Annotated in this window: 22 protein-coding genes; 3 read left to right on the top strand and 19 right to left on the bottom strand. The window is 31.7% G+C overall.

What is annotated here, in order from left to right:
• Positions 1 to 4 precede the first annotated feature (4 nt).
• From DG508_RS12010 to DG508_RS11920, 19 genes are all read right to left on the bottom strand, one after another.
• On the bottom strand, positions 5 to 1,150 hold the full coding sequence (locus tag DG508_RS12010; RefSeq protein ID WP_108868370.1) for a glycosyltransferase family 1 protein: 1,146 nt from the start codon (positions 1,148 to 1,150) through the stop codon (positions 5 to 7).
• A gap of 46 nt (positions 1,151 to 1,196) precedes the next feature.
• Positions 1,197 to 2,597 (bottom strand): phenylacetate--CoA ligase family protein, encoded by a 1,401-nt coding sequence (locus tag DG508_RS12005; RefSeq protein ID WP_108868369.1) that lies wholly within the window; start codon positions 2,595 to 2,597, stop codon positions 1,197 to 1,199.
• Between the two features lie 6 nt (positions 2,598 to 2,603).
• Positions 2,604 to 3,743 carry a glycosyltransferase family 1 protein gene (locus tag DG508_RS12000; protein ID WP_108868368.1) on the bottom strand — a complete coding sequence of 380 codons (1,140 nt, stop codon included), beginning with the start codon at positions 3,741 to 3,743 and terminating at the stop codon, positions 2,604 to 2,606.
• Positions 3,743 to 4,633 carry a glycosyltransferase family 2 protein gene (locus DG508_RS11995; protein WP_108868367.1) on the bottom strand — a complete coding sequence of 297 codons (891 nt, stop codon included), beginning with the start codon at positions 4,631 to 4,633 and terminating at the stop codon, positions 3,743 to 3,745. Before DG508_RS11995 ends, DG508_RS12000 begins: the two co-directional genes overlap by 1 nt.
• 24 nt (positions 4,634 to 4,657) lie before the next feature.
• Positions 4,658 to 5,749: an EpsG family protein gene (locus DG508_RS11990; protein WP_108868366.1), complete on the bottom strand. Its 1,092-nt coding sequence runs from the start codon at positions 5,747 to 5,749 to the stop codon at positions 4,658 to 4,660.
• 102 nt (positions 5,750 to 5,851) lie between these two features.
• Complete coding sequence (locus DG508_RS11985) at positions 5,852 to 6,775, bottom strand: hypothetical protein (protein ID WP_108868365.1); 924 nt, start codon at positions 6,773 to 6,775, stop codon at positions 5,852 to 5,854.
• A gap of 6 nt (positions 6,776 to 6,781) precedes the next feature.
• Positions 6,782 to 8,143 carry an MBOAT family O-acyltransferase gene (locus DG508_RS11980; RefSeq protein ID WP_159090804.1) on the bottom strand — a complete coding sequence of 454 codons (1,362 nt, stop codon included), beginning with the start codon at positions 8,141 to 8,143 and terminating at the stop codon, positions 6,782 to 6,784.
• 94 nt (positions 8,144 to 8,237) lie between these two features.
• A complete protein-coding gene (locus DG508_RS11975) occupies positions 8,238 to 8,471 on the bottom strand; it encodes an acyl carrier protein (RefSeq protein ID WP_234418225.1) in 234 nt (77 codons plus the stop codon).
• Positions 8,472 to 8,488: 17 nt separating this feature from the next.
• A complete protein-coding gene (locus tag DG508_RS11970; RefSeq protein WP_108868362.1) occupies positions 8,489 to 9,988 on the bottom strand; it encodes an AMP-binding protein in 1,500 nt (499 codons plus the stop codon).
• Positions 9,985 to 10,566: a serine acetyltransferase gene (locus DG508_RS11965; RefSeq protein ID WP_108868361.1), complete on the bottom strand. Its 582-nt coding sequence runs from the start codon at positions 10,564 to 10,566 to the stop codon at positions 9,985 to 9,987. Before DG508_RS11965 ends, DG508_RS11970 begins: the two co-directional genes overlap by 4 nt.
• The gene (locus tag DG508_RS11960; protein ID WP_108868360.1) at positions 10,563 to 11,696 is read right to left on the bottom strand and encodes a glycosyltransferase family 4 protein; all 1,134 of its coding nucleotides are present in this window, start codon (positions 11,694 to 11,696) and stop codon (positions 10,563 to 10,565) included. Before DG508_RS11960 ends, DG508_RS11965 begins: the two co-directional genes overlap by 4 nt.
• Positions 11,697 to 11,705: 9 nt before the next feature.
• On the bottom strand, positions 11,706 to 12,812 hold the full coding sequence (locus DG508_RS11955) for a glycosyltransferase family 4 protein (protein ID WP_108868359.1): 1,107 nt from the start codon (positions 12,810 to 12,812) through the stop codon (positions 11,706 to 11,708).
• 13 nt (positions 12,813 to 12,825) lie between these two features.
• A complete protein-coding gene (locus DG508_RS11950; RefSeq protein WP_108868358.1) occupies positions 12,826 to 13,794 on the bottom strand; it encodes a polysaccharide pyruvyl transferase family protein in 969 nt (322 codons plus the stop codon).
• A gap of 6 nt (positions 13,795 to 13,800) precedes the next feature.
• Positions 13,801 to 15,087 carry a hypothetical protein gene (locus tag DG508_RS11945; RefSeq protein WP_159090803.1) on the bottom strand — a complete coding sequence of 429 codons (1,287 nt, stop codon included), beginning with the start codon at positions 15,085 to 15,087 and terminating at the stop codon, positions 13,801 to 13,803.
• A gap of 6 nt (positions 15,088 to 15,093) precedes the next feature.
• Positions 15,094 to 16,635 (bottom strand): lipopolysaccharide biosynthesis protein, encoded by a 1,542-nt coding sequence (locus DG508_RS11940; protein WP_159090802.1) that lies wholly within the window; start codon positions 16,633 to 16,635, stop codon positions 15,094 to 15,096.
• A gap of 44 nt (positions 16,636 to 16,679) precedes the next feature.
• Positions 16,680 to 17,960, bottom strand: a complete 1,281-nt coding sequence (locus tag DG508_RS11935) for a nucleotide sugar dehydrogenase (protein WP_108868355.1) — start codon at positions 17,958 to 17,960, stop codon at positions 16,680 to 16,682.
• Positions 17,961 to 17,991: 31 nt separating this feature from the next.
• Entirely contained in the window at positions 17,992 to 18,990 is a 999-nt protein-coding gene (locus DG508_RS11930) for an SDR family oxidoreductase (protein WP_108868354.1), read from the bottom strand.
• A gap of 285 nt (positions 18,991 to 19,275) precedes the next feature.
• Positions 19,276 to 19,872 carry an aspartyl/asparaginyl beta-hydroxylase domain-containing protein gene (locus DG508_RS11925; protein ID WP_108868353.1) on the bottom strand — a complete coding sequence of 199 codons (597 nt, stop codon included), beginning with the start codon at positions 19,870 to 19,872 and terminating at the stop codon, positions 19,276 to 19,278.
• Between the two features lie 86 nt (positions 19,873 to 19,958).
• Complete coding sequence (locus DG508_RS11920; protein WP_108868352.1) at positions 19,959 to 21,965, bottom strand: alpha-ketoacid dehydrogenase subunit alpha/beta; 2,007 nt, start codon at positions 21,963 to 21,965, stop codon at positions 19,959 to 19,961.
• A 350-nt stretch (positions 21,966 to 22,315) separates the two neighbouring features.
• On the opposite strand from DG508_RS11920, the gene DG508_RS11915 reads away from it, so the two are divergent.
• Genes DG508_RS11915 through DG508_RS11905 form a run of 3 tightly spaced genes read left to right on the top strand, consistent with a single transcriptional unit; the run spans position 22,316 to position 24,564 of the window.
• The gene (locus DG508_RS11915; protein ID WP_108868351.1) at positions 22,316 to 23,266 is read left to right on the top strand and encodes an isopenicillin N synthase family dioxygenase; all 951 of its coding nucleotides are present in this window, start codon (positions 22,316 to 22,318) and stop codon (positions 23,264 to 23,266) included.
• 8 nt (positions 23,267 to 23,274) lie between these two features.
• Entirely contained in the window at positions 23,275 to 23,607 is a 333-nt protein-coding gene (locus tag DG508_RS11910) for a translation initiation factor (protein ID WP_103865550.1), read from the top strand.
• 18 nt (positions 23,608 to 23,625) lie between these two features.
• Complete coding sequence (locus DG508_RS11905; RefSeq protein ID WP_108868350.1) at positions 23,626 to 24,564, top strand: DUF1835 domain-containing protein; 939 nt, start codon at positions 23,626 to 23,628, stop codon at positions 24,562 to 24,564.
• The last annotated feature ends 1 nt before the right edge of the window (position 24,565 follow it).

Raw genomic sequence — 24,565 nt, 5'->3', positions numbered from 1 at the left:
TGATTTATTTGTTTACTTGATTACAATAAAATTCCTGAAGCATTGTGGCATTATTTTTAATATCATAATTCCCTTCAATAATTTTATTCATTGTATTCGTTCTATTATAATTTACTGATTTCAATAGTAGTTCTGCCCAATATTTTGGAGATTGGCTTAGAGAAACAAAATCGATCATTCCTGTAATGTCGAGTTCTTTAGAAATTTCATCAGAAGCAATTATTTTTAACCCCGCTGCTTGCGCTTCTATAAGCGTAACAGGAAGTCCTTCATTGGTAGAAGGAAACAAAAACACATCTATTGCCTGTAATAGATCGGGGACATCATTTCTTGCTCCAAGAAAATGAACTTCTTTTTCTATACCCAATGTTGATGTCATTTGCTCATACTGTGCTCTTTCACCTGCGCCAACCAGAATTAATACACTATCCTTCTTTTCTCGTTGTATTTCTTTAAATATTTCTAAAAGAAAGGAGTGATTTTTCTCTGGAACAAAGTTACCAACATGACCTATAACAAATGTATCTTCTATTTGTAGTTCTTTCTTTATCCTTTCAGACTGCTCTCTATCATACACAAATTTTGAAGAGTCTATTGCGTTGTTTATAATTTTAATTTTTTGTGTATTCTTTTTCCCAAATAACCATTGTCCTGCCTTATCTCCACATGAATAATAATAATTTGCATACTTGGGCACTTGCTTTTTTAGCATGTTTTGAGCAAAAAATCGAAATGCAAAATTTAAACTATGTCTGTTTTTTGAAAAAGGGTTGAGATTAAGGTTATACAAGCTGGTATGGCTATGTGCTATTCGAGTTTTGACACCTTGTTTTTTTGCTGATTTTAAAACAAAAGTACTTAATGCATTAAGATGTGAATGTACTATTTGATATTCTGGATGATGTTGAAAAAAATGATCCAACGCTTTACGATATCCCGATAAATTACGGAAACTTATATTCTGTAATCGATGTATTTTTCCTCCTAAAGATTCTATCTCATCATCAAACACTCCTCTTTCTTGCCTATGTAGTAAAAAATCAAACTGTACTTTGTTTCTATCAATATTCCTATAATAGTTCATCACCATAGTCTCAGCTCCTCCCCTGTTCATTATAGTTAATACCTGAAGAATACGAATTGGTTTCATATTGTAGTTGGTTATTATTTTTTTAAAATGACCTCATTCTTTTTTGTTAAAACTGAAGTTCAAAATTTCTTTTTACAGCATCAAACTTTCCATTAGCTCCTAACGGAATTTCATTTACTATATAGACACTATATTCAACAGTATTTCCTAATCTAGCTTTTAAATTGTACAGAAATTGATTGCTCATACTATCATCAAACTTTTCATCGGTAATCAGATTAATTGTAACTTTATCTGGGCTGTTCTGTATGATCTGTCCTTTTACAATTCCTTCTATTCCTTTATATGCAGTATCCATTCTACCAACATACCCTTTTTCTTCTGTCCATAAGATATCGTCTTCTCTTCCAATAATCTTTTCTATCATTGGCATTGCACAGCCACAATCGCATATTTTTCCTTCTTCTGATAATAAAACAGTATCTTCTATACTATACCGAATCAGAGGAGTTTTGTAGTTTATAAAGCTCGTTACAATGAGCTTTGCTATTTCTCCTGCTTTTGCTGGTTCTCCTTTGGTGTTTATAAATTCAAAAACTCCTGAATCTAGATTAAGATGTAAATTACCATTAGTACATTCTGTGATAAAAGGACTCCCCTCACTAGATGCATATTGATTATAAACATGGCAGTTAAATGCCTTTTCTATTTCGATTCGTTGATAATCATACAAGGTTTCTGCTGTTACTGCAATTGCTTTTGGTGTAAAGTTTATTTTTATATTATGCTTATTAATATAACGGCTAATGATATAAATAGCAGAGGGATATCCGTCTATTAATTGGGGTTTGAAAGCATTCAGTTTTTTTATATATGATTTTAGATTATCATCTGTAAGATGATAAGTAGACATCAATAGTTGATTCTCAAAATAATTGTATACCCAAAATGGAGGTTTTTTTGTGTTGGTATCTACAATCAATCTACCCGAAAATCGTACTTGCCTGCTTTTTGCAGGAACTCCTATCACATGATGAAACCTTTTCCAAATAGCAAATGATACATTAATCGATTCTACATCAATATAATCTATAGTAGGCGATCCAGAAGTACCACTAGTATGTCCTACCATAGCGGTTTCTCTTTTTTTATTAACTATGGCATCTACCTTAGTTTTTCGTTCTGTTTTTTGCAAAACAGGCATTTTTTTAAGTACCTCAAACGGATCATTTTCTATGTCCTGCATTGTAACCCCTACATCTTTCATAATAGTACTATACCAATCAGAATATTGGTATACTTCTGAGAGTAGTAGTTGTAATTTATCTTTCTGAAATGCTTTTACACGGTCAATATCAGCATTCCAAAGATTAATATGTTCTTTGAGTAATGATGCAAACTCTTTGTTATATCGTTGCTTAGTATTTAAATATCCTTTTACATTTAATAAAATAAACTTAAACGGATATGGTAAATTATTATATATTTTTTCTTTTAGTCCCCCCATGATTCGTTATGTGTGTTTTTGTTGAAGGTAAAACTCCTGCATTTTAATTGCATTGGATTTAATATCATACCCCTCATCACAAATCAAACTCTGCATATTTTTTCTTGTTGTTGTATCTATTTGTACTATTTTTTCTGCCCAATATTTTGCTGATTTATCTAGAGAAATAAATTCAATAAGATCAGATAAACATACCTCATCTGTTATGGTATCAGCAGCAAAAACTTTTAAACCTGCTGCCTGTGCTTCGATTAATGTAACTGGTAATCCTTCATAGAGTGAAGGAAATACAAAAGCATCCATCATATGGCACCATTGAGGGATATCTGTTTGAACTCCCAAAAATTTGACTTTATCCTCAATAGAAAGGTTTATAGCTTCTTTTTCTATTATACTTCTTAAAGGACCATCGCCAATAAGAACTAGCTTACTATTAGGGTTTAGGGTAAGTAACGATGCAAATATATGTAATAAAAACATATGATTTTTTTGGCTATCAAAACGCCCTACATGCCCAATTACAAATTCATCTTTTATAGCTAGTTTTTTTCTATACTCTGATGCTTGTTCTGGATTATAAACAAACAATTCGCTATCAATTGCATTATTCATTGTAAGAAAAGGGGTTTGCTTACCAAAGAGCCATTCTCCCGCTTTTTCTCCACATGAAAAATGATGAGTTGTATACCTTGTTATTCTTTTTTTAAGTTGAAATTTTATACTCTTTTTTACACCTTCAGAAAAACTTTCTTTACCAGTTATAATAGATGTTATGCTCAACTTACTCATAGCAATGTGTGCATGTGCTATCCTACATGGAATGTTAAACTCTTTTGCTATTTTCAACGGAAAACAACTAAATGTATTTAAGTGAGAATGTACTACAGTATAGTTGTGTTGCTTAAAAAAGTTACGCAATTCTGTATATCCTTTGCCAGGAAATAATGGGTTGATAGCATTGATTTTATATATTTTTCCTCCTAAACTTTCTATTTCGTCATCAAAAATTGCTTTTTCTTTCCTAAATACTAAAAAATCAAACTGAATCTTTTCTCTATTTATATTTCTATAATAATTCAGGATCATGGATTCTGCTCCTCCACGATTCATAATTGTAAAAACCTGTAATACTCTAAACACTGCCATTAGAACTCCCCTCTTGTTTTATATCTTATATACAAGTTTAATAGTACCCCAAAAGGGATTGCCATAAATGTTGTGAACTTTTTGGGGGATTCTTTTAAAAAGGAGGTGTTTTTAGTAAATAAGGCACTCGAAACATAATGAATGGCATTTTTAAATTTTTCTTTAAAGTCTTTTGCCAAACGCATTCTATTTTTTCTAGAAAATGCAAATCCATTAGGGTGTCTTCTATATTGTTTTAACATATTCATACTTGATCCATCCTCAAGATATTCTACAATACAAAACACATCGTTTACAGGGAATAATTTATAATCCTGATCTATTAACAGATATAAATAACCAAGGGGTACAAACCGTTCTCCTTCAAAAATAGGGTATGCTGGGTATTTTTTTACTATCTCGGTTCTATATACTAATTTTTTATCTCCTTTTATCTTATGTACATTGTATATATCATAAAGCGTTGTTTCTTTAATATTTTCTGGGATAGACGTTCCTATAATATTCCCTTTGATATCTGCATCTAACCCCACAATACCTACATATTCTGGTTTATCTTTGATTACTTCCCAATGTTCAAGAATTTTTTCTATCGCATTATCTGGCATAAAATCATCACTATCGATACATACATTTAATGTTGTATCAATAAGACGATAAGCAGCATTATGCCCTCCATGCATTCCTTGATTCTCCTGATAATGATACTTGAGAGCAATTTTATTTTCCTGTATCCAAGAATTCACAAGCTCTTTGGTCTCATCTGTAGAACCATCGTCTATAATAAGCCATATAAAATCCTGATTGGTTTGCCTTATCAAACTTTGATAACACTGATCGAGACAATATGCTCTATTATAAGTGGGTGTAAAGACTGTAATCGTTTTCATTTTTTTTAGCTTTAAGAGTTTTCCTTAAAAAAAGTAATACATAAAATAGGTAAATGCGAAATAAACAAACATTACTTTTCCCACTACCAAATGATGATTTTTAAAAAATTTCTGTTTCAAAAAAGGGTAAATAATCACAATGGCCATCATAAACCATGATAAATATGCAAACCTATTTGAGTAATTGGCATTAATTACTAAAATCCAAAACCCATTACAAGTGAGATAGGTATTCAGTAATTTGTTATACATTTCATCGTGGTATTTTTCCTTAAAAACAAAATACCATCCTGCAAATACTGCAAATGCACTATGGAATAAAAAATCCCATCTAAAACCTGTTTTAGAAAATGTTCCTTCTGCTGCTTGAGATGTTAAATATCCTGCTAATCTATCGTCATCTCCAAAACCCAAATTTGCAAAAAGGGAAACCCAAACACTCCCCATTGCCAATGATAAAGGAATACATAGTAACCATACTTTGAAATATACCTTGGGATTATTATAAAAATAAGTAAGTACAAATGCTATAATTGGTAAAAATGTGGTTTTATGAAAAAAGGTCGACAATAGAAAAAATACTCCCATGAGTACTTTATTTCTATGACAACTTACCCCCCAAAGAAATAAAGAACAAGCTGCTCCGTTTCTCATACCATTTACCCCATACGTCCAAAAAGAAAAAGATATAACAAACATGATAAAGGCATAGTACCAATAGTGCCCAAAAAATTCTTTTGAGATTTTGTACATCGGGAAAATATAGATAAAAGCACAAATCGTAAAAAATGTATGAATAGACGAAAAGCCAGCCATAGTTTTCATAAATACATGCCAGCCATAATCATTTACACTCAAAATCGGGGCTCCATGTCTATATGCTGTATATGCTCTATAGTAATTAATTGTATCTCCAAAACGGTCACTGGCAGGTCTTTGACCTATGTGTATAATTAATAAGAATAACAATATGTACCCTACAACATTAACATAACTTAAGTTCTTATGATCACTAATATCCAAGATACGAGCATGCAAAAAAGTGAAGAGTATAAGAAAAAAGCACGTATTAAGATATAGTGGATAATACCAATCTAAAGATACCAGTGTATTCATAGTTTTCTATACTTAGTATTCATTATTTTTAATGTTTTTTATCATTTCTTATCTTACTATCGTTTTTGATTTATTATTTTTTGATTGTTTAAAATATTGATCTTATTTGTTCTTTAGATAATTTGAAATTGAGTCGCATAAATCCTCAGTAAATCGTACTCCATCATACTTATTAATATGATGCCCATCATATGTTTTATATTGGGCTTCTCTCTCATTAAAATCAAAATAAGGAATATGATCAATTTTTGTAATAGAATCTATCGTATGTGAAAAGCTCGGGTAGTATTGTTCTTCATATTTCAAAAATTCTTTACTAATTGGCATTCTTACTAAAAACACTGTCCCATATTTCTCCAATTTACGAATAAGATGATGTAAACTTTTAATTCTAACTTTAGATAATGGATAATCTTCTCTACCTTCTTTAAAAAGGTTAATTTGCTTTATTTTATACTGTTCCAGTACATCTTCATTTTCAGGCAAATTTGTTTCTTCTAACCACCCATCTTTATGTAATGTAAAGTTTTTGGAGAATGCTCCTCTAAAATGGAAAAAAGAAAGATTCTTTACAATATATTCATAATTTGGACTCACATCTACAATATTCATATTATGAGGTGGTTGCCCTTGCTCTCTAAATTCCCCTTTTTGATTATCAAATCCTTTTTTTGAGGTTAACATTTCTGGGGTTATCGATATAATAAAGATTCCTTGCCTCGAGGTAGTATCAATTTTTTTAAAAATACTATTGTTATATAATGGCCCTATTAATGCTTGAGCAATAGTAAAACTATAATTCAAAATCGGTAGATCATCATTTATCCCATCAAAATATTCATTTAGTACACGTGGTTGTATTCCTTGAAAACTTCGAGAGTCTCCTATAATCATTGATTTAGCTTTTGGGGTAGTGAATTTTTCATAAAAAAAGTCAATATTCCCTCCATACCTAACCAATACAAAAGTTACTATTGTCAAGCATAGTATAGAAAAAAGAGCTAATTTTAATAGTAATAACTTCATCACACCCTAAAATTGAAAGTATATAAAAGTTTCAGAACTTCTCCCGAAAAAGAAGATCAATATAAATATTGATATATAAGAACCCCATCGTATATATCCTTTACAGTTTGCAATATCAAAATCGTGTTTTCGTTCACGATTAATCCATTCCACTATCATAAACACACCTATAAGTGTTAAAGTAATGATTGTAATATTTCCATATATTTCTGCAGGAAAATCAAATATACTAGCAGAAAAAATAGTCTTCAAATGATCTAATGCTGTTGTAACATCTTTTGCTCTAAAGAAAATATCTGTAAGCATAATCAAAATAAACAAAGCTAGCATTTGTATGGTTTCTTTGATAGAGGGTAAACGTTTTCCTTGTGCTACTTTTTGTTTGACATTCATTTTTTGAGAATATACCAACGGAATAAAATATAGCCCATGCAAAAGTCCATATACAATAAATGTCCAATTTGCTCCATGCCAAAACCCTACTAAAATAAAAGTAATTACTATAGCCAACAACACACCTGTTTTTTGATACTTGCGTAATACAAACGAAAGTGGAGTAAATACATAATCCAACATCCATGTTGTTAATGATATATGCCATCTTCTCCAAAAATCACTAATATTAGTTGCAAAAAATGGAGTAGAAAAATTACGCATTAGTTGTATTCCAAATAGTTTTGAAACTCCGATTGCCATATTTGAATATCCAGAAAAATCAGCATATAATTGAATTGCATAAAAGAAGGCTCCTATGAGCAATAAACTTCCAGATTGATCTGTATATTGATCAAAAATACGGTTTGTGAATTCTGCACAATTCTCAGCAATAACTACTTTGGCAAAAAGCCCCCATAATATCTGTCGTAACCCATCTACACAAACCTTATAAGAGAATTTTCTTTTTTTCTGAATTTGCGGAATAAAACTGGCTGCTCTTTCTATAGGTCCTGATAATATTTTTGGAAAAAAGGCAACAAATACAGAGAATTCTAGTAAGTCTGTATTGGGTTCTATTTCTTCATTATATACATCCACCAAATACCCTAAAACCTGAAATGTAAAAAAGCTTATCCCTAAGGGTAATAGTATAACCAATATACTGTGAGATGAAGCAACTCCAAAAAGACTTAACAAATCAAAAAAGCTTTCATAAAAGAAATTAAAGTATTTAAAATATACTAACATCCCTAAATTGAAAAGAATCCCTATATACAAAAAGATTGTTTTTTTGCGTTCTTGAGGTACTTTATATATTTTTATTCCTAAATAATAGTTTACAAAAGTAGTTACCCCTAGTAATGCCAAAAACCTCCAGTCGGCAAAGGCATAAAACAACAGGCTTATTATTAGCAGAAAAATGTTTTGCAACTTATTAGACCCACTGCATACCCCCCAGTATATAAAAAATACTGGAATAATAAATGCAATAAAACTTAATGAATTAAAAACCACTTTTTATATATTAAATTTTTGTTTGTATTACTGAAACAAGAGATCCCATATTTTTAAGTTTATTTAAATCTCTAAGTTTAAACTTAATCTCGAATACTTCTTCTATTTTAGTTATAATCATCATATGTGATAATGAATCCCACCCATCTACATCTTTTGCTGTAAGCTCATCTGCCATAGTAAAGCGATCATGACCTAGTGTGGATTGTAATATATCTTTTATAGTATTTTTAATTGTATTCACTTCCATAATAATTTCAACTAATTATGATATTCACCAAAAGATTTTTTTATTTTTTTCCTATCTATTTTCCCATTGGTATTCAGCGGAAAACTATCTACAAATTTTATTTGTGTAGGGATCATATAGTGGGGCAGTACAGTTTTTAATTGACCAAGAAGCAACGTAGTATCAAATTCTTCTGATGCTATTGCAAGTCCGATCTCTGTATTATTGACTTTATTTATAAATGCTATAACTACAACATTTTTTTTATCTAAATAGGTTTTAACATGAAATTCAATCTCTGATAATTCTACACGAAACCCTTGAATTTTCGCTTGAAAATCTACTCTGCCCAGATAGACTACATTTTTATCATTGCCTACCAAACACAAATCACCTGTTTTATAAAACCTAATCTTTTCTCCATCATATTCTTTATCAAAGAAAACTTCTTTATTTTTTTCTTCATTTCTCCAATATCCAGGAGTAAGCTGCACCCCACTTAAACAGAGTTCTCCTTTTTCACCTTCTTTTACTTCGTTATTATTTCTATCTACAATAATTGTAAAGGTATGCTTCATACTTTTGCCAATACTCAAAATCCCATTATGCGCTATATTACCTCCTACTCTGTTATAGGTATAATCTGTACAAAATATGGTGCATTCAGTAGGCCCATATACATTGGCTATAGTGGCATTTGGAATGCAATTACTCCATTCTTCTACTACATCTAATGGTAGTGCTTCTCCACAAAAAAGGCTGTATTTTAATGCTGGACAATGTATCTCATCAAAATAAGGTCTTAGATACTGAAGGATTGATGGCACCATCAGTGCAAAAGTAAGTTCATAATCTTCCATCAATTCAAAAATATAACTATACTTTATTTGGTCTTTGGGAATAGTATATACACATGCTCCTTTGAGTATTGGAACAAGATAAGATACTACTGATAGATCAAATGTTAATTCAAACATTTGCAAGCATCTATCTGTACTGGTAATATTGTATTTTAATGCCCAAAATGCATCTATAAAGCCCGATAGGTTATCAAAGGTTATTGGTACTCCTTTGGGCACTCCTGTTGTTCCAGAAGTAAAAAACATATAAGCATACGTATTATCTATTTTCTTGGAAGATGGTACTAGATCTATTTCTAAAGTTTTACAGTACTTTGTTTGAATATTAGTACAAATATCAAAAGTAGTATTCTCTGAAGAATCTAAAATGGTCTTAATACCAGCTTGTTCTATTATTTTAATATTACGGTGTATTGGAAAATCAGGATGTATAGGTACATATGCTTTTCCTTCAAGCCATAATGCAAATATCGAGGCATATGTTTCAATATCATCATTAACAACTAATCCAACAAATGTATCTTCTTGATGTATCCAGGTTTTAATCTCATTTCTAATGTTTGATATCTGCTGTGCTAAATCTTTGTAGGTATAATAAGAATTATCAATACAAAATGCCTTGTAATCATAATGATCTTCAATAGCTTGTTGTATATCAAATATTAGATTCATTTTTTGTCTATTTTCTTTCCATCTTTTTTTATAATTCTCCCTGGGTTTCCAACTACCACACAATTATCAGGTACATCTTTTACAACGACTGTTCCTGCTCCTATTACACTGTTATTACCAATGCTTATATCTCCTATTACAATTGCTCCAGTATTGATAGAAACATTATCTCCTATCGTCGGTCTTTTTCCTTCTATTTCTCCTACAGTTACTAAGTGATTGACATAAAAATTCTCTCCAATAGTATTTGCATTTAGAATAGTACTATAAGGGTGGCCAGTAAGAATCCCACCTCCAAGTTTAGTACTCATATCAATTCTAAAATATTTTTCTTTTCTACAGTAGAGATTAAGTAATTGTGAAAAGACTCCTCTATTTCTGAAATAAAAAATAGTCCTGAAATCTGGAGAGTCTACCAAAAAATCCAGTAACAATGCTATATTACCTTTTTGAAGTTTCTTTGCTTTTGCCCACCTTACTATATCTTTGTCTATATCTGCCTTATTACTACTTCGCAAATACATTATGATATGTGGTACTAAAAACAATTTATATAATGTAGCGTATAATTGTCTCATTTTTTATCTTCTTTACAGGTTAAACTACTAAACATATCCTGCCACATTTTCATTACCTTTTCGATACTATACTTAGAAGCATTAGTTCTGGCTGCTACCCCCATAGGTTTTAATACTTTTGGGCTTTGCATGTATTTATTTAAAATATTTGCAAACTCCTCTTTATTATACAATTCAACCAGATATCCGTTATTTGAATCTATAATACTTTTAGGACCATGCGGGCAATCAAACGAAATTATTGGAAGTCCACATGCTTGTGCTTCTAATAATACCAATGGGAAACATTCATTATGAGAAGACATTACATACATAGAAGATTCTAACATTTTACCTTGTATATTATCTGTTGCTCCTTTTAAAATTAAACTATCCTCTAATCCCTTTTCATTAATTTTATCCTGTAGAGTTTTTGTATACTCCTCATCCCCTTTTCCATAAATGTGTAGTTCCCAATCTTTATTTTTTTGATATACAAGTTCCCAAATATCGATAAGTAAATCATACCCTTTTACAGTTGCAATTCTTCCTGCAGAGATTATAACCTTGTTAGATAACTCAGAAACCTTATCTGGATAAAAAGTTAATGGGTTAGGAATCACTTCTACATTATCTGTTCTATAATATTCTGCTTCAATAGCATTTAATACAACCAATCTATCATACTTACTTTCTACATAGTCTGTGAATTTAAAAAAATATTGTTTTAGAATATTACTAGAATTCAAGCGAGGTGCTTTTTCTATAAACTTTGAAAAATGAAATTCTTTTACCTTCGGAATACTTTTTATAATAAAAGGCATAAAATAAGTATCTGTACTATGACTACAGACTACAACTACATCGGGTTGTTTTCTTTTTAAAATCGATTTTATTTTCTGTATATGCCTAGGTAATTTCAGCAGATTAACAGGATGAAAATATGACTTTGTTCTATTATAATTCACTCCAATATCTTCAAAAGAAATATGGGGATTAAAATCATAACATGGTATATTATTTTTTTGCTCTGTAGTTATAATAGAGATTTCATTACCAACTTGTTTTGCAAGGTAGTTCGCTTTGATAGAAAGTACTCTTTCTATCCCTCCATGAAGGTAAACCTGATCGATAATAAAAACTATTTTCATTTCTAATTATTAACTAACTATCATTTTTTTAAACACCTCATCCCATTCTGCAACTATTTTTTCTGGTAGATATCTTTTTACATCATCTCTGGCATTTTTGCCCATTACTTTTCTGGTTTCATTATTTTCTATTAATAATGCTATTGCATCCGCCAACCCTTGAATATCATTATTCTCTACCAAAAGGCCATTTTTGTGATCTGCTATAATATCAGAGGGACCATAATGACAATCAAAAGAAACACAAGGCACACCATATGCCATGGCTTCTGTGAGTACCATTCCAAAACCTTCATAGCGAGAAGACATTACATAAATTGACGCTTCTTTATATTTTTCTGCAATGTTCTTTTCTGGAGGATAGAGATTTACAGATGATTTTATATTTAATTTAATAGCCAGATCATCTAGCCCTTCTTTTTTATCTATTGTTCCGTAAATATCAAGAGACCACTCCGGGAATTTTTCTGCAACTTCTTTCCAGCTATGTAATAATCGATCATATCCTTTTTGAAAGCTTTGCTTACCAACTGCCAGTACTTTTTTATTTACCAATGTACTAATATCAGTATCATTTGGATAAAATGACAAAGGGTTTGGAATGACTTTAAGATTTTTAAGATTCCATTCATTCAGGTTTCCTTGTGTAAGTACAACAAAATGATCATAAAACTTTCCTCCAAAATTCATTATCCCAAACTTAATTCTGGTAATTATTTTATCAAACAATGAAGGTTTTCCTTGTTTTATTTCTACATTTTTTGACACATGTCTTTCATACACCATCGGGCAAGGTTTTCCCAGTGCTAGAGGAACCAAGAAGCCCTTAAGTCCATCATCACAAACAATGATAATATCTGGACTTATTTTTTTGATCATACGTTTCATTTCTGAAACATAGGTGTACATATATTTTAACGAATTACCTGTAACGGTAATATTATGATATGTCAGTTTTGGGCTAAAATTATAAAAAAGAGTTGTTTCATCTTGATTGAGTGTTATGATATGTATATCATAATCATAGTGATCAGCAAGCATACTTGCTTTTATAGAGAGTACTCTTTCTAACCCTCCTGGTCCATCTATTCTATTGACAATGTATACAAGCTTCATAAAAATTATTTTTTTAGCTTAACTTGCTTTTTACTTTTTCTTTTAAAGCATTTGCCAAATCATGATGTTTCTCTAGGTTCTTAATCACTGTATCTTTTGTTACTTTTCCTTCTAGAGGGAAATTAGCTTCATAAGCACCTGTTTCACTATTGATATCTATTCTATTAAATAATTCTAAAATACCATCAAATCGGCATGAATCTACAAAGCTATCAAAGCCATTGATAAAAATAACTGGGGTTCCCATTGCCAAACAAGGCAATGCACAGTGAATTCGTGAAGTAATGACCATCTTTGCTCTTGCATACTTATGTAAAAGAGATTCTGCCATTTCAAATTTTTCTTTATCTGTGTATGTATTTGATGGTGGTTCCTGATTCACAAAGGTGGCAGTATTAAGCAACTCTTCACTGATAAAATTCTTAAGATGTTTTTGTTTTTTACCAAGTTGAAAAGCGGTACCATTTAATACATTTTTCACAGTAGCTTTGGTGTTATAAAATATTTTTTCTGATCTTGGGTAACTATATAATGGATCAACGATATAAATATCTTCTCCTCTTTCTGAATCATCTACTTTGTATGAATCCAGTGTTAGTGTAAGGCATCCTGTAAAATAAGCATCAATTCCTTTGGATTTTAAGGTATCAGCAGTGAATTGATCTCTACAACCAATAGGCTGATGTTTTTTAAGATATGCAATTCCTTTATCGCTTAACATTGCAGGTGCTGCAGTATTATTCATATGAAAAGAAACAAATACAGGATCTATATCTTCAGATGGTACCCAATGATGAATATTATGTGTAAACCACCCATTCATAATAAGTTGCACACGATCTCCTTGATATTCTCCTAATTTTTCTCTGTTGAGAAAAACATCTACTTTTGGCAGGTATTGTTTGGCTGCCAAGCTCTGAATGTTATCTCCCACGTTAAAAAAACGCTTGTTTTCATCGTATGTAAGTAGTCCGTATTTCATAATGCCTTAATTATATCGTAATTTTTTATAAAGATTATACATTCCCGAAAAGCGATTTCTAAGAACAAATTTTATTTTCTCTATAGTCCTTTTAGGTTTGTTTATTTTATCCTCTAATAATTGGTCTATTTCTCCAGATCGTATTCTATCTAATTGAACATTTTCTATTTTTTCATCATCAAAGATGAATATGTCTTTACTTTTTTTGGCTTTCTCCATCAATTCCCACCAAAAATATTGAAGCCCTCTGCTTGCACTTCCTATGTGTAATGTTTCAAACATATTACTGTACACCCTCTTATCTACTTCAAACCCAAAATGATTAGGATCATTTCCATTAAGAATAATCCCCAGTATAGTTCTATAACATTTTTCGCAACGACTACAATTAAATTCTTCTCTATTCTCTGAATAACACACTCTTAGTTTAAAAGCTGTAGCTGTTTTTCTAGCAAATGCTGTGATCAAATCAACTTTATCTTGTCGTTGTAAATCATATCCATCATGAAATACCCTAACTGAACCCCAAGAAATTTTCTCATCTATTTCTGGGGTTGATCCCCAAGCTATATTAATTTGTTCTGTATATGATGATGCTATATATACTGATGTATAAGAATAGATATATGACACTGGAGCCAAAGAACCAATAAGCGACAACCCATGTTGCACCTTTCCCCACCAACCAATATCTTTTAATAGTAGCTCTACTTGATAGGTATAAAACTTTCGTACATTGGTTTCTATAAATACCTTTTTATTCTTTTCTAACAATGTTTCTGATTCAACAAAATCGGTAAAATCTTTCCATTGTGAATGATCTTCTATTTCTATATCAGCTCCATGAATAGTAACTAAATCAGGGGTTTTATCAAAAACTCTTATGTAGGTAGCATATGCATCTACCCCTCCACTAAAAAGCATTGCTGATTTATCACCTTTAATTGTATTTTTAACTAGTGTATTTACAATTAATTCTCCTTTGAGTTCATATTCTGGGAACTGTTTCTGAAATTCGATTTTAACCTGTTGCATGGCTTGATAAAAATCTTCATCCAACTCGTTTACCTTTATAGTAAAGTCTGAAAACCAAGAAATAGGAAGCATATTAGACAGAAATGGAATTACCGCAATACTAATCGGAACAGTACTTACATCAATATCATATTTTGAATAAAAAGCGTGATCTTTATTAAAAAATTTCTGAGTATGATTATCCATAGTATACTCATACTCAATTTTTTTCCCTTGATCTGTATACGTTACTTTATGTAATATCATTTCTCTTTCCATGGTCATCTATTTTTTCTTTAATACAGAAACAATCGGTTTTGAAAATAATTCTTTTTCATAGTCCAGCATTCCTAAAAAGTACATCAATACTCCAAATGTAACTGTATAGCTACTCCCTTTGAGAAGAAAATTAATCCATCCATCCCCTGGTAAATAAGTAATAAAATACCCTATCAAAATAGCAATACAAACGACTATAAATGTTTTATGTAGTAATTCTTTAAAAAACCTAAAGATATTAAGTCCTATTATTTTGTGATAATAAAAATTCATTACATTTTGTACTATCAACCAGCCTATTACCAACCCTGTAATCATTCCAACAGCTCCATGTTTGATTGCAAATATACCTCCTGCTGTAGCTCCTAAAATCATAAAGACCAAGTATAAAATTGCTTTGAAAGACAGTTTGTTTTTGGCTTCAAGGATAGAGTTTCCAAAAGCTTGCAACAAAGGAATGGTATAGGCTATCATTATCATTAATGCAATTATATATATTTCTCTGCACTCTCCTGCAGTATATCTTACATCTCCTTCTTCTGTACCGCCACCTACCCATAGGTTAACAAATTGTTCCCCATATAGAATAAATGCTCCCAGCACATACATCAATATAATAAATGATAATCTACCCAGTTTTATCATCATACTTGTTAATTCTTCTCCAGATGCATTGTTAACAGACATTTGTGTTGCTCGTGGGAGAAAAACACTTGATATTGCAGTAGAAAAAGTACCATAATATGTTCCTAAAGCAATCCCAATTCCATAGATTCCTAATACTTTTGGTAAACTCATAGATCCAAGTATCCAGCTTCCTGATTTCCATTGTAACATTCCTACCAGAGAAAAAATAAAAATCCAACTAGAATACTTAAAAATTTGCATGATATAGCTCTTGGATAATGTATGCAACTTAAATCTCACTTTAAGTTTTACCAATACATAATATGCAGATACCGAAATCGTAAAAATATTAAATATGGTATCTACAATAACCAATGCTATTGCTTTACCACCTAATAGCAATACAGCAACTACGGTTATAGCTCTCAAAAGATAGCGTATGATACCTACAGATTCTGGAAAAACAAACTTTTCATAACCTTTGCAAATACCTGTAAAAATCATTCCAGGTAATTGAATAGCCAAATTAAAAATTAAAATCACAAACATTATTTTTGCGATTTCTAATTCTTTAGGGCTAAACTTTGTAAAATATGAGTCTATAAAAAAATAAAAAACAATCCCTAATAGAATAACCAGAAACGAAATAACAAAATAAAGTAAACGTACTGTAGCTAAAAAATTCTCTTCTCCTTCTTTATCGTTTTCTGCTTTATATTTTGCAACAAAACGTACTACTGTATTGGTTAACCCAAAATCTAGTAACGCTATTGTACCTATCAATGCTCCAATGGCATTAAAGATCCCATATTCATCTTTACCAATATTACTTACGATAAACGGTGTCATCATAATCCCTATAACATTGGTAAGTACAATTTTGAGATACGTAAGTAAAGCACCTTTTTTTAACTGACTCAAAACAAGTATTTTATATTTATTTAGTATACACTAAAATATTGATATTACAATCTTCCATTTACATCTCCTTCTAATATCCCTTTTACATCATACAATATTCCATTAGGAGTAAGCATTGTTTTTAGGTCTATATCCAAAAATTCTTTATGTGCAACTGTCAATACAATAGCATCATATTTTTTGTTAGGCAGATCGACTATTGTTTTCAAGTCGTATTCATGTTTTACTTCTGATGGATTTGCCCAAGGATCATATACTGTAACTTCAGTTCCAAAATCAGTCAATTGATTAATTACATCAACTGCCTTGGTATTACGAACATCAGGACAATTTTCCTTAAAAGTGATTCCTAATACCAAAACATTAGCTCCCTTGATATGGATATCATGTTTTACCATAAGTTTAATCACTTCAGAAGCTACATATTGTCCCATACTATCATTTAATCTACGTCCTGCAAGGATAATCTCTGGATGATACCCAAATTCTTGTGCTCGTTGTGCCAAATAATATGGATCTACACCAATACAATGCCCTCCTACTAATCCAGGTTTGAATGGAAGAAAATTCCATTTGGTTCCAGCAGCTTTTAATACATCATTTGTATCTATCCCCATGAGGTTAAATATCTTAGCCAATTCATTTACAAAAGCAATATTGATATCTCTTTGTGAATTCTCTATTACTTTGGCTGCTTCTGCTACTTTTATTGTTGGTGCAAGGTGCGTTCCTGCTGTAATAATAGAGCTATATAGATCATCAACTTTTTTTCCTATCTCTGGAGTAGATCCTGCTGTAACTTTTAATATTTTCTCTACTGTATGCTTTTTATCTCCTGGATTAATTCGTTCTGGGGAATACCCTGCGTAAAAATCTTTATTAAATATCAGTCCGCTTGTTTTTTCTAGAACAGGGATACATTCTTCCTCAGTTACTCCAGGGTATACTGTAGATTCATAAATTACGACATCCCCTTTTTTTAGTACTCGGCCTACAGTCTCGCTAGATTTATACAAAGGAGTAAGGTCTGGTCTATTGTTTTTATCTACTGGTGTTGGCACTGTAACTATATAATAATTGCAATCCTTGATATCTTCAAGATCAAAAGAGCAATAAAGACCAACTGTATCATCAGCTTGTTCTTTTAATACTGTCTGTAATAAATCATCTTCTACTTCTAAAGTAGCATCGGTTCCTGATCGTAATTCGTTGACTCTAGTTTTATTAATATCAAAACCTACTACAGGGTATTTGGTTGCAAAGAGCCTAGCCAAAGGCAACCCTACATACCCTAATCCAATAATGGCAATCTTACTATCTTGCATAGTTATTCTTATGTTTGTGTGAGTGTGAAGTTTATTTTAGATTCTCCCAATACCATTTTACAGCTTCTTTCAATCCTGACTTTATATCATATTCAGGATTATACTCAAGCAATGTTCTGGCTTTATCAATAGATGCCAAAGAGTGTGGGATATCACCTTTGCGTTCAGGCCCATATTTTACCTCTACATCAGCTATTTTGGCATCAAATTCTGACAAATACTCTTTGAGTAAAGTAGTAAGTTCATTTAATGTTGTTCTTTCTCCGTAAGCAGTATTATATACATTGTTCAATGCTTCTGGATTATCAGATATCATTGATCGCAGATTCATTTGGACTACATTGTCTATATATGTAAAATCTCTGGAAAACTGTCCATCACCATTAATTACTGGTGACTCATATTTCATAAATTGCATGACAAATTTTGGAATTACCGCGGCATATGCTCCATCTGGGTCTTGTTTACGCCCAAATACATTAAAATATCGCAGCCCCACAGTATCTAAACCATATGTTCTTTTAAAATTATCTGCATACAATTCATTCACATATTTTGTAATTGCATATGGAGATAATGGCTTTCCTATTTTTTCTTCAATTTTTGGCATTGATTCAGAATCTCCATAAGTAGAAGAACTTGCGGCATAAACAAAACGTTTTACTCCTGCATCTCTGGAAGCTATCAACATATTAAGAAATCCTCCTACATTGACATCATTTGACGTAATTGGATCATTAATTGACCTTGGAACAGATCCTAATGCAGCTTGGTGTAATACAAAATCAACCCCATCACACGCTTTATGACAATCATCAAGGTTTCGTATATCTCCTTCTATAAAAGTGAAATTAGAATTTTTATCACATACAGAAAGATTTTTTTTGTGTCCTGTTGCAAAATTATCCAACCCTATTACTGTACTCCCATTATTTAAAAGTGCTTCACAGAGATTGGATCCTATAAAACCAGCTGCACCAGTTACTAATATTTTTGAAGAACGAAGTTGTTCTAGATGTTTTGTGCTCATGAATTATGTTTTAATCTCCTGTTTATTAACCCCAAAGGAGAATATTTTTTTATAACAATCGCGAAATTAAGGTTTACTTATAGAACATACAACATCTATCAAAGGGGATTTTACCCCTATTTAAAATTAATAATAAATAACTGCTTTCTAGCATATTAAAACAAGTGAGAATAACCACTTAAAACATTGAAAAACAGACAACTACATATTCTTATTAACTATAACGTTTTCATAACTAAATTTAAACTTACACATCTAGATTTTGTATCATAAAAACGATAAAACCTATTTATTATTTTCTATAATTTCCCGTATCCAATTATTTGGAATCATATCTACTGTAAGGTTTACTCGCTCGATATCACCCTCATTTATTATTTTATGAGGGTCGGTCAGCCTTAAATACCAACATTCTCCAGGTTGCATAGAAACTGGTGTTCCATTCAAAAAAAAAGTTACCTTATCATTCTTTAAGATAGGTATAGTAAGACGAATAACCGATTTATGAACCTCTAAAGCTAATGTGGGATCTGTATGTTCTTTTACTATAGAACCAGCCGCCAAACGAAGTAATCGAACTAATGTTACTTTTGTATGCTTACGAAAAGTATCAACAACACTCATCAAATACGGTGATTCTATTAATGCCCTTGTATCTGACCATTCTGTCCATGAACCATCAGCATAATCGTTTACAGGTGGAGGAAAAGGTAATGAAGGGTCTACAACATGTGCAGGAGCTCTTAATGGGATTACATCATAATATTCAAAATCCTGTGCTTTTAAAGCTTCAAATTCTGCTAGCATTTTCTCTTTGTTAAAAGAAAAAGGTAATTTTATACGGTCATCATTACTGATTTTTGAATCAATATTCTCTATCATACAATACTTCGCTTTGATATTTTATATTTATGCCTGTTTAAAATTACAATTTTTAACAAAGTTGTAATAATTTATTAGTGCATAAATTAAAATTCAAGCGTTGATAATAATACCTCTTCAAATCTCTTTTTCCCTAAATATTGTTGTTCCAGATTAGTATCAAAAGGAATTGGAGTTGGCAAACTTGCTACTCGTTTTACTGGTGCATCAAGAAACATAAAACAATGCTCCATAAGTAATGCAGAAATATCTGAAGCAATACCCCCAAAGATAGAATCTTCTTGTAAGATAATCGCCTTTCCTGTTTTCTTTACAGATTGATATATTGTCTCTGTGTCCAATGGCTGTAGCGTTCTCAAATCAATAAGATCTGCGCTAACCTCTGAGTGTTTTTCTAATGTTTCTATTGCCCAATGTACTCCTGCTCCGTAACTGATAATAGTAATATCATTACCCTTTTTTAATACAGAAGCTTTTCCGAAAGGTAAATTGTAATATCCTTCGGGAACTTGCTGTCGAATACTTCTATACAATGCTTTATGCTCGAAAAATAGTACTGGGTTTGGATCTTCTATAGCTGTCATCAATAAACCTTTGGCATCATAAGGGAAAGCAGGATATACCACCTTGAGCCCTGGTGTTTTAGTAAACCAGGCCTCATTAGTTTGGCTATGAAAAGGTCCTGCTCCTACTCCTGCCCCACAAGGCATTCTAATAACAACATCTGCAGATTGCCCCCACCGATAATTTGATTTTGCTAATAGATTTACAATAGGATTAAAACCAGAAGACACAAAATCAGCAAATTGCATTTCGACTACAGCTTTATATCCATTTATAGAAAGTCCGTATCCCGCAGATACGATAGCTGATTCGCAAATAGGTGTATTACGTACTCGTTCTTTGTCAAATATATCTACAAATCCATCTGTTATTTTAAACACTCCTCCATATTCTGCAATATCCTGCCCCATCAAAACAAGTTTATCATACCAAAACATGCTCTCTTTCAATCCATCAGAAATAGCATCAATCATTCTGAGTTCTCTCGTATTCTCTTCAGACAAGACCTCTCTATACTCAAATTCTGTATAAACATCTTTTATTTCAAGATCTAAATTAGCTTGAATTATCTCTTCATTATTTGCCTGCTTCCAATTAGTTTCTATTTCATTTTTAAGAATAGATCGTTGTGCAAGGTCATCATCATCAGAAATTACGCCTTGCTCAATAAGATATTGTTTATAGTTGTCTATGGGATCTTTGGCTTGCCAGAAATCCATTAGTTTCTCAGGTACATATTTGGTTCCACTAGCTTCCTCATGTCCTCGCATCCTAAAAGTTTTAAACTCCAACATAATAGGCCTTGGAGTTTCTCTCATACTTTTAGCTAGCTTATTGACTTTATCAAATACTTCTAACACATTATTACCTTCAATAATATGTGATTCTATTCCATATCCCACTCCTCGATCTGCAAGATCCTTACAATTATATTGTTCATTGGTAGGTGTTGATAATCCATATCCATTATTTTCTATGCAGAATAACACTGGTAGACTCCAAACAGAAGCAACATTAAGTGCTTCATGAAAATCTCCTTCACTGGTTCCTCCTTCTCCAGTAAATACCGCAGTAATCTTATTATTCTTTTTCAATAAATTCCCCATAGCAATACCACATGCAACCCCCATCTGTGGGCCTAGGTGAGAAATCATCCCAATAATATTATATTCTTGCGTTCCAAAATGGAAAGAGCGATCTCTACCATTTGTAAAACCACTTGCTTTTCCTTGCCACTGACTAAACAATCTGTGCAAGGGCACGTTTCTTGTTGTAAACACCCCCAAATTACGGTGCATTGGTAATACATACTCATCTTGATCCAACGCCGCAGTTACCCCTACAGCAATTGCTTCTTGTCCTATTCCACTAAACCATTTAGATATTTTTCCTTGTCGTAACAACACTAGCATTTTCTCCTCTATAAGTCTAGGGGTAAGCATTTTGAAATATAATGACGCTAACACATCATTTTCGTACTCTCTTCTGTCAAAATGTAGCTGTTGTTTTTCACTTGATAAGTATTCCATAAAACAAAATTTGTTAAATAAACTACCTCGGAGCAAACCCACGAAGTATTGGTCTGAAACGAACCTTTAATTTCGAAGCAAGCATCGGAGTATTAAAATCTCACTTAGTGAGTAAATGTACTTATTTTTATAGCAGCAAAAATATCTCAACCCCTAATATTATTAAGTAGTTGTTAATTTTTATCAAACAATTCTATGAATTAGTTAAATTTACTTTGAATTAAAGATTGAGCAGTTAGAATTAATTAATTTGACAGATATTTTACAATTGTAAATAAATTTAGGCTCCAATTTGGAGTTTTGCGTGAAATACACCTATTTTAGTTCTTCAATACACAAAGACTTGACTAATGAATAATATACCTAGCGTAGATTTAGCTGATTTTTTATCTGATGACCCTTCTCGAAAACAAAAATTTGTTAACGAAATTGGAAAAGCTTATGAAGAAATAGGTTTTGTTGCTTTAAAAAATCATTTTCTGAATGAGCAACTAGTACAAAACTTATATAAAGAGATAAAAGCTTTTTTTGCATTACCAACTCATACCAAAGAGAAATATGAGATCGAAGGATTAGGAGGACAACGAGGTTATACCTCTTTTGGTAAAGAACATGCTAAAGGTAAAAAAGAAGGAGATCTTAAAGAGTTTTGGCACTTTGGGCAAGAACCTGACGCAGATGCTAAGTTAGCAGAAGAATACCCAGTAAATATAACTGTAGAGGAATTAAAAGATTTTAATGCTACAGGAATGGAAGCTTATAGAATGTTAGAAAAAACAGGGATTTATGTTCTTAGAGCACTAGCTCTATACATAGGCATTGATGAACATTATTTTGATCATTGGGCAAGCAATGGTAATAGTATCTTGCGTCCTATCCATTACCCTCCTATTACAGAAGAACCTCAAGGAGCTGTTAGAGCTGGCGCACATGGTGATATTAATTTAATTACATTACTTATGGGAGCCTCTACTGGAGGACTACAAGTACAACGCAAAGACGGTGAGTGGATTGATGCAATCCCACAAGAAGACGAATTGGTTATTAATGTGGGAGATATGTTGGAGCGTCATACAAACAACAAGTTACGATCTACAATTCATAGGGTAACAAATCCTCCTAAGGAACAATGGAGTAGCCCCAGATATTCAATCCCTTTCTTTATGCATCCAAGGAGTGATATGAAACTTAATTGTTTAAACGAGTGTATTACCGCAGATACTCCAAAACAATATGATGACATCACTGCAGGAGAGTTTTTATATCAAAGACTTGTAGAAATAGGGCTAATCAAAAAATAAAAATCTGTATGGATTTACAAGATCAATTAAAAAAAATGTTCCCCGATCATCAACCAGAAGTAGAAGAATCTACTCCAGATACAAGTGATGATAATTTATGGATACAAGAAGATCCTATAATTTGCAAATACGAAAAAAGAAAAGGAAAACCAATTACTATACTAGAAGGATATACTGGTGCTGATGAAGATTTCAAGAAATTAGCCAAAGAACTAAAAACTCGTCTAAGTGTTGGTGGAAGCTTCAAAAATGATACGATTATCATTCAAGGAGATTACCGAAATCAAATCATGACCATCCTAAAAGAGAAAGGGTTTAAAGTAAAACGAGTTGGAGGATAACACCATATAATTTCTATTTTGAAATCAAACACACTACATATCACAAATGGGGATAGTCTTACTCATAGGATACAAGAACTAAATCTTGTTACAGGAGAGATTATGACTTGGCGAGAAATGCTTTGCGAAGGTCCTACAGAAATCAAAATAGAAACCGAAAATTCTTTCAAAAAACGAGGAGGCTTTCTGAAAAAGTATTACAGAATTGACTCCTCTAGCTATAAAGAAAAATTTGTCTCTCAACTTAAAAAACTAGAAAACGTTACTTCTTATGATGAAATCATATTGTGGTTTGAATATGATTTGTTTTGTCATATTAATATGGTAGCCGCAATCAGTTTACTACTTCGCAAAGGAATTAAAGATACACCTATATACCTAGTCTGTAGCGGTAAAATTAAACATGAGAAAAAACTATTTGGATTATGTGAATTATCAGACTTACACCTTAAAGATCACTACCAAAGTAAAGTGCAGTTAACCATAGACGATCTAGAACTTGCTGCCCACATTTGGACATTGTATTGTGAATCAAAACCTCAAAAAATTGCAGGTCAAATCAAAAAAAATTCTTCTTTTGAATATTTATCTATATGTCTAAGAGCTCATTTACAACGTTTCCCAAATATGCTTACTGGCCTAAATACACTGGAGCATAATATCTTGGAAATGGTAAATACACATCAAGTAAAAAACATAAAACATCTCATGGGATATGCCCTCGAATATCAAGGATATTATGGGTATGGTGATATGCAAATGAAACGTGTATTAGCAAGGCTTTTCCAGTTTTTGGATCAAACTAAAGATAGACTTTTATTATCAGAAAGAGGAACACTTGCTTTGCATCAAAAAAAGAATTTTTATAACACACAAATACTAGATTGGTATTATGGAGGTGTCAAAAAATATGATTTTTTATACAATGATGAAACTCACTCACTATTAAAACTATAAT

The sequence above is a fragment of the Aquimarina aquimarini genome (assembly GCF_900299535.1).
GTDB lineage: Bacteria > Bacteroidota > Bacteroidia > Flavobacteriales > Flavobacteriaceae > Aquimarina > Aquimarina aquimarini.
This window is presented reverse-complemented; position numbering and strand designations above follow the sequence as displayed.

Bases quoted from the DNA above. Each gene is read 5' to 3' on its own strand.
- DG508_RS12010 (WP_108868370.1), bottom strand. From the start codon at position 1,150: ATGAAACCAATTCGTATTCTTCAGGTATTAACTATAATGAACAGGGGA.
- DG508_RS11915 (WP_108868351.1), top strand. From the start codon at position 22,316: ATGAATAATATACCTAGCGTAGATTTAGCTGATTTTTTATCTGATGAC.
- DG508_RS11925 (WP_108868353.1), bottom strand. From the start codon at position 19,872: ATGATAGAGAATATTGATTCAAAAATCAGTAATGATGACCGTATAAAA.
- DG508_RS11910 (WP_103865550.1), top strand. From the start codon at position 23,275: ATGGATTTACAAGATCAATTAAAAAAAATGTTCCCCGATCATCAACCA.
- DG508_RS11970 (WP_108868362.1), bottom strand. From the start codon at position 9,988: ATGAATCTAATATTTGATATACAACAAGCTATTGAAGATCATTATGAT.
- DG508_RS11930 (WP_108868354.1), bottom strand. From the start codon at position 18,990: ATGAGCACAAAACATCTAGAACAACTTCGTTCTTCAAAAATATTAGTA.
- DG508_RS11920 (WP_108868352.1), bottom strand. From the start codon at position 21,965: ATGGAATACTTATCAAGTGAAAAACAACAGCTACATTTTGACAGAAGA.
- DG508_RS12000 (WP_108868368.1), bottom strand. From the start codon at position 3,743: ATGGCAGTGTTTAGAGTATTACAGGTTTTTACAATTATGAATCGTGGA.
- DG508_RS11945 (WP_159090803.1), bottom strand. From the start codon at position 15,087: ATGGAAAGAGAAATGATATTACATAAAGTAACGTATACAGATCAAGGG.
- DG508_RS11990 (WP_108868366.1), bottom strand. From the start codon at position 5,749: ATGAATACACTGGTATCTTTAGATTGGTATTATCCACTATATCTTAAT.
- DG508_RS11965 (WP_108868361.1), bottom strand. From the start codon at position 10,566: ATGAGACAATTATACGCTACATTATATAAATTGTTTTTAGTACCACAT.
- DG508_RS11935 (WP_108868355.1), bottom strand. From the start codon at position 17,960: ATGCAAGATAGTAAGATTGCCATTATTGGATTAGGGTATGTAGGGTTG.
- DG508_RS11950 (WP_108868358.1), bottom strand. From the start codon at position 13,794: ATGAAATACGGACTACTTACATACGATGAAAACAAGCGTTTTTTTAAC.
- DG508_RS11960 (WP_108868360.1), bottom strand. From the start codon at position 11,696: ATGAAAATAGTTTTTATTATCGATCAGGTTTACCTTCATGGAGGGATA.
- DG508_RS12005 (WP_108868369.1), bottom strand. From the start codon at position 2,597: ATGGGGGGACTAAAAGAAAAAATATATAATAATTTACCATATCCGTTT.
- DG508_RS11955 (WP_108868359.1), bottom strand. From the start codon at position 12,812: ATGAAGCTTGTATACATTGTCAATAGAATAGATGGACCAGGAGGGTTA.
- DG508_RS11995 (WP_108868367.1), bottom strand. From the start codon at position 4,633: ATGAAAACGATTACAGTCTTTACACCCACTTATAATAGAGCATATTGT.
- DG508_RS11985 (WP_108868365.1), bottom strand. From the start codon at position 6,775: ATGAAGTTATTACTATTAAAATTAGCTCTTTTTTCTATACTATGCTTG.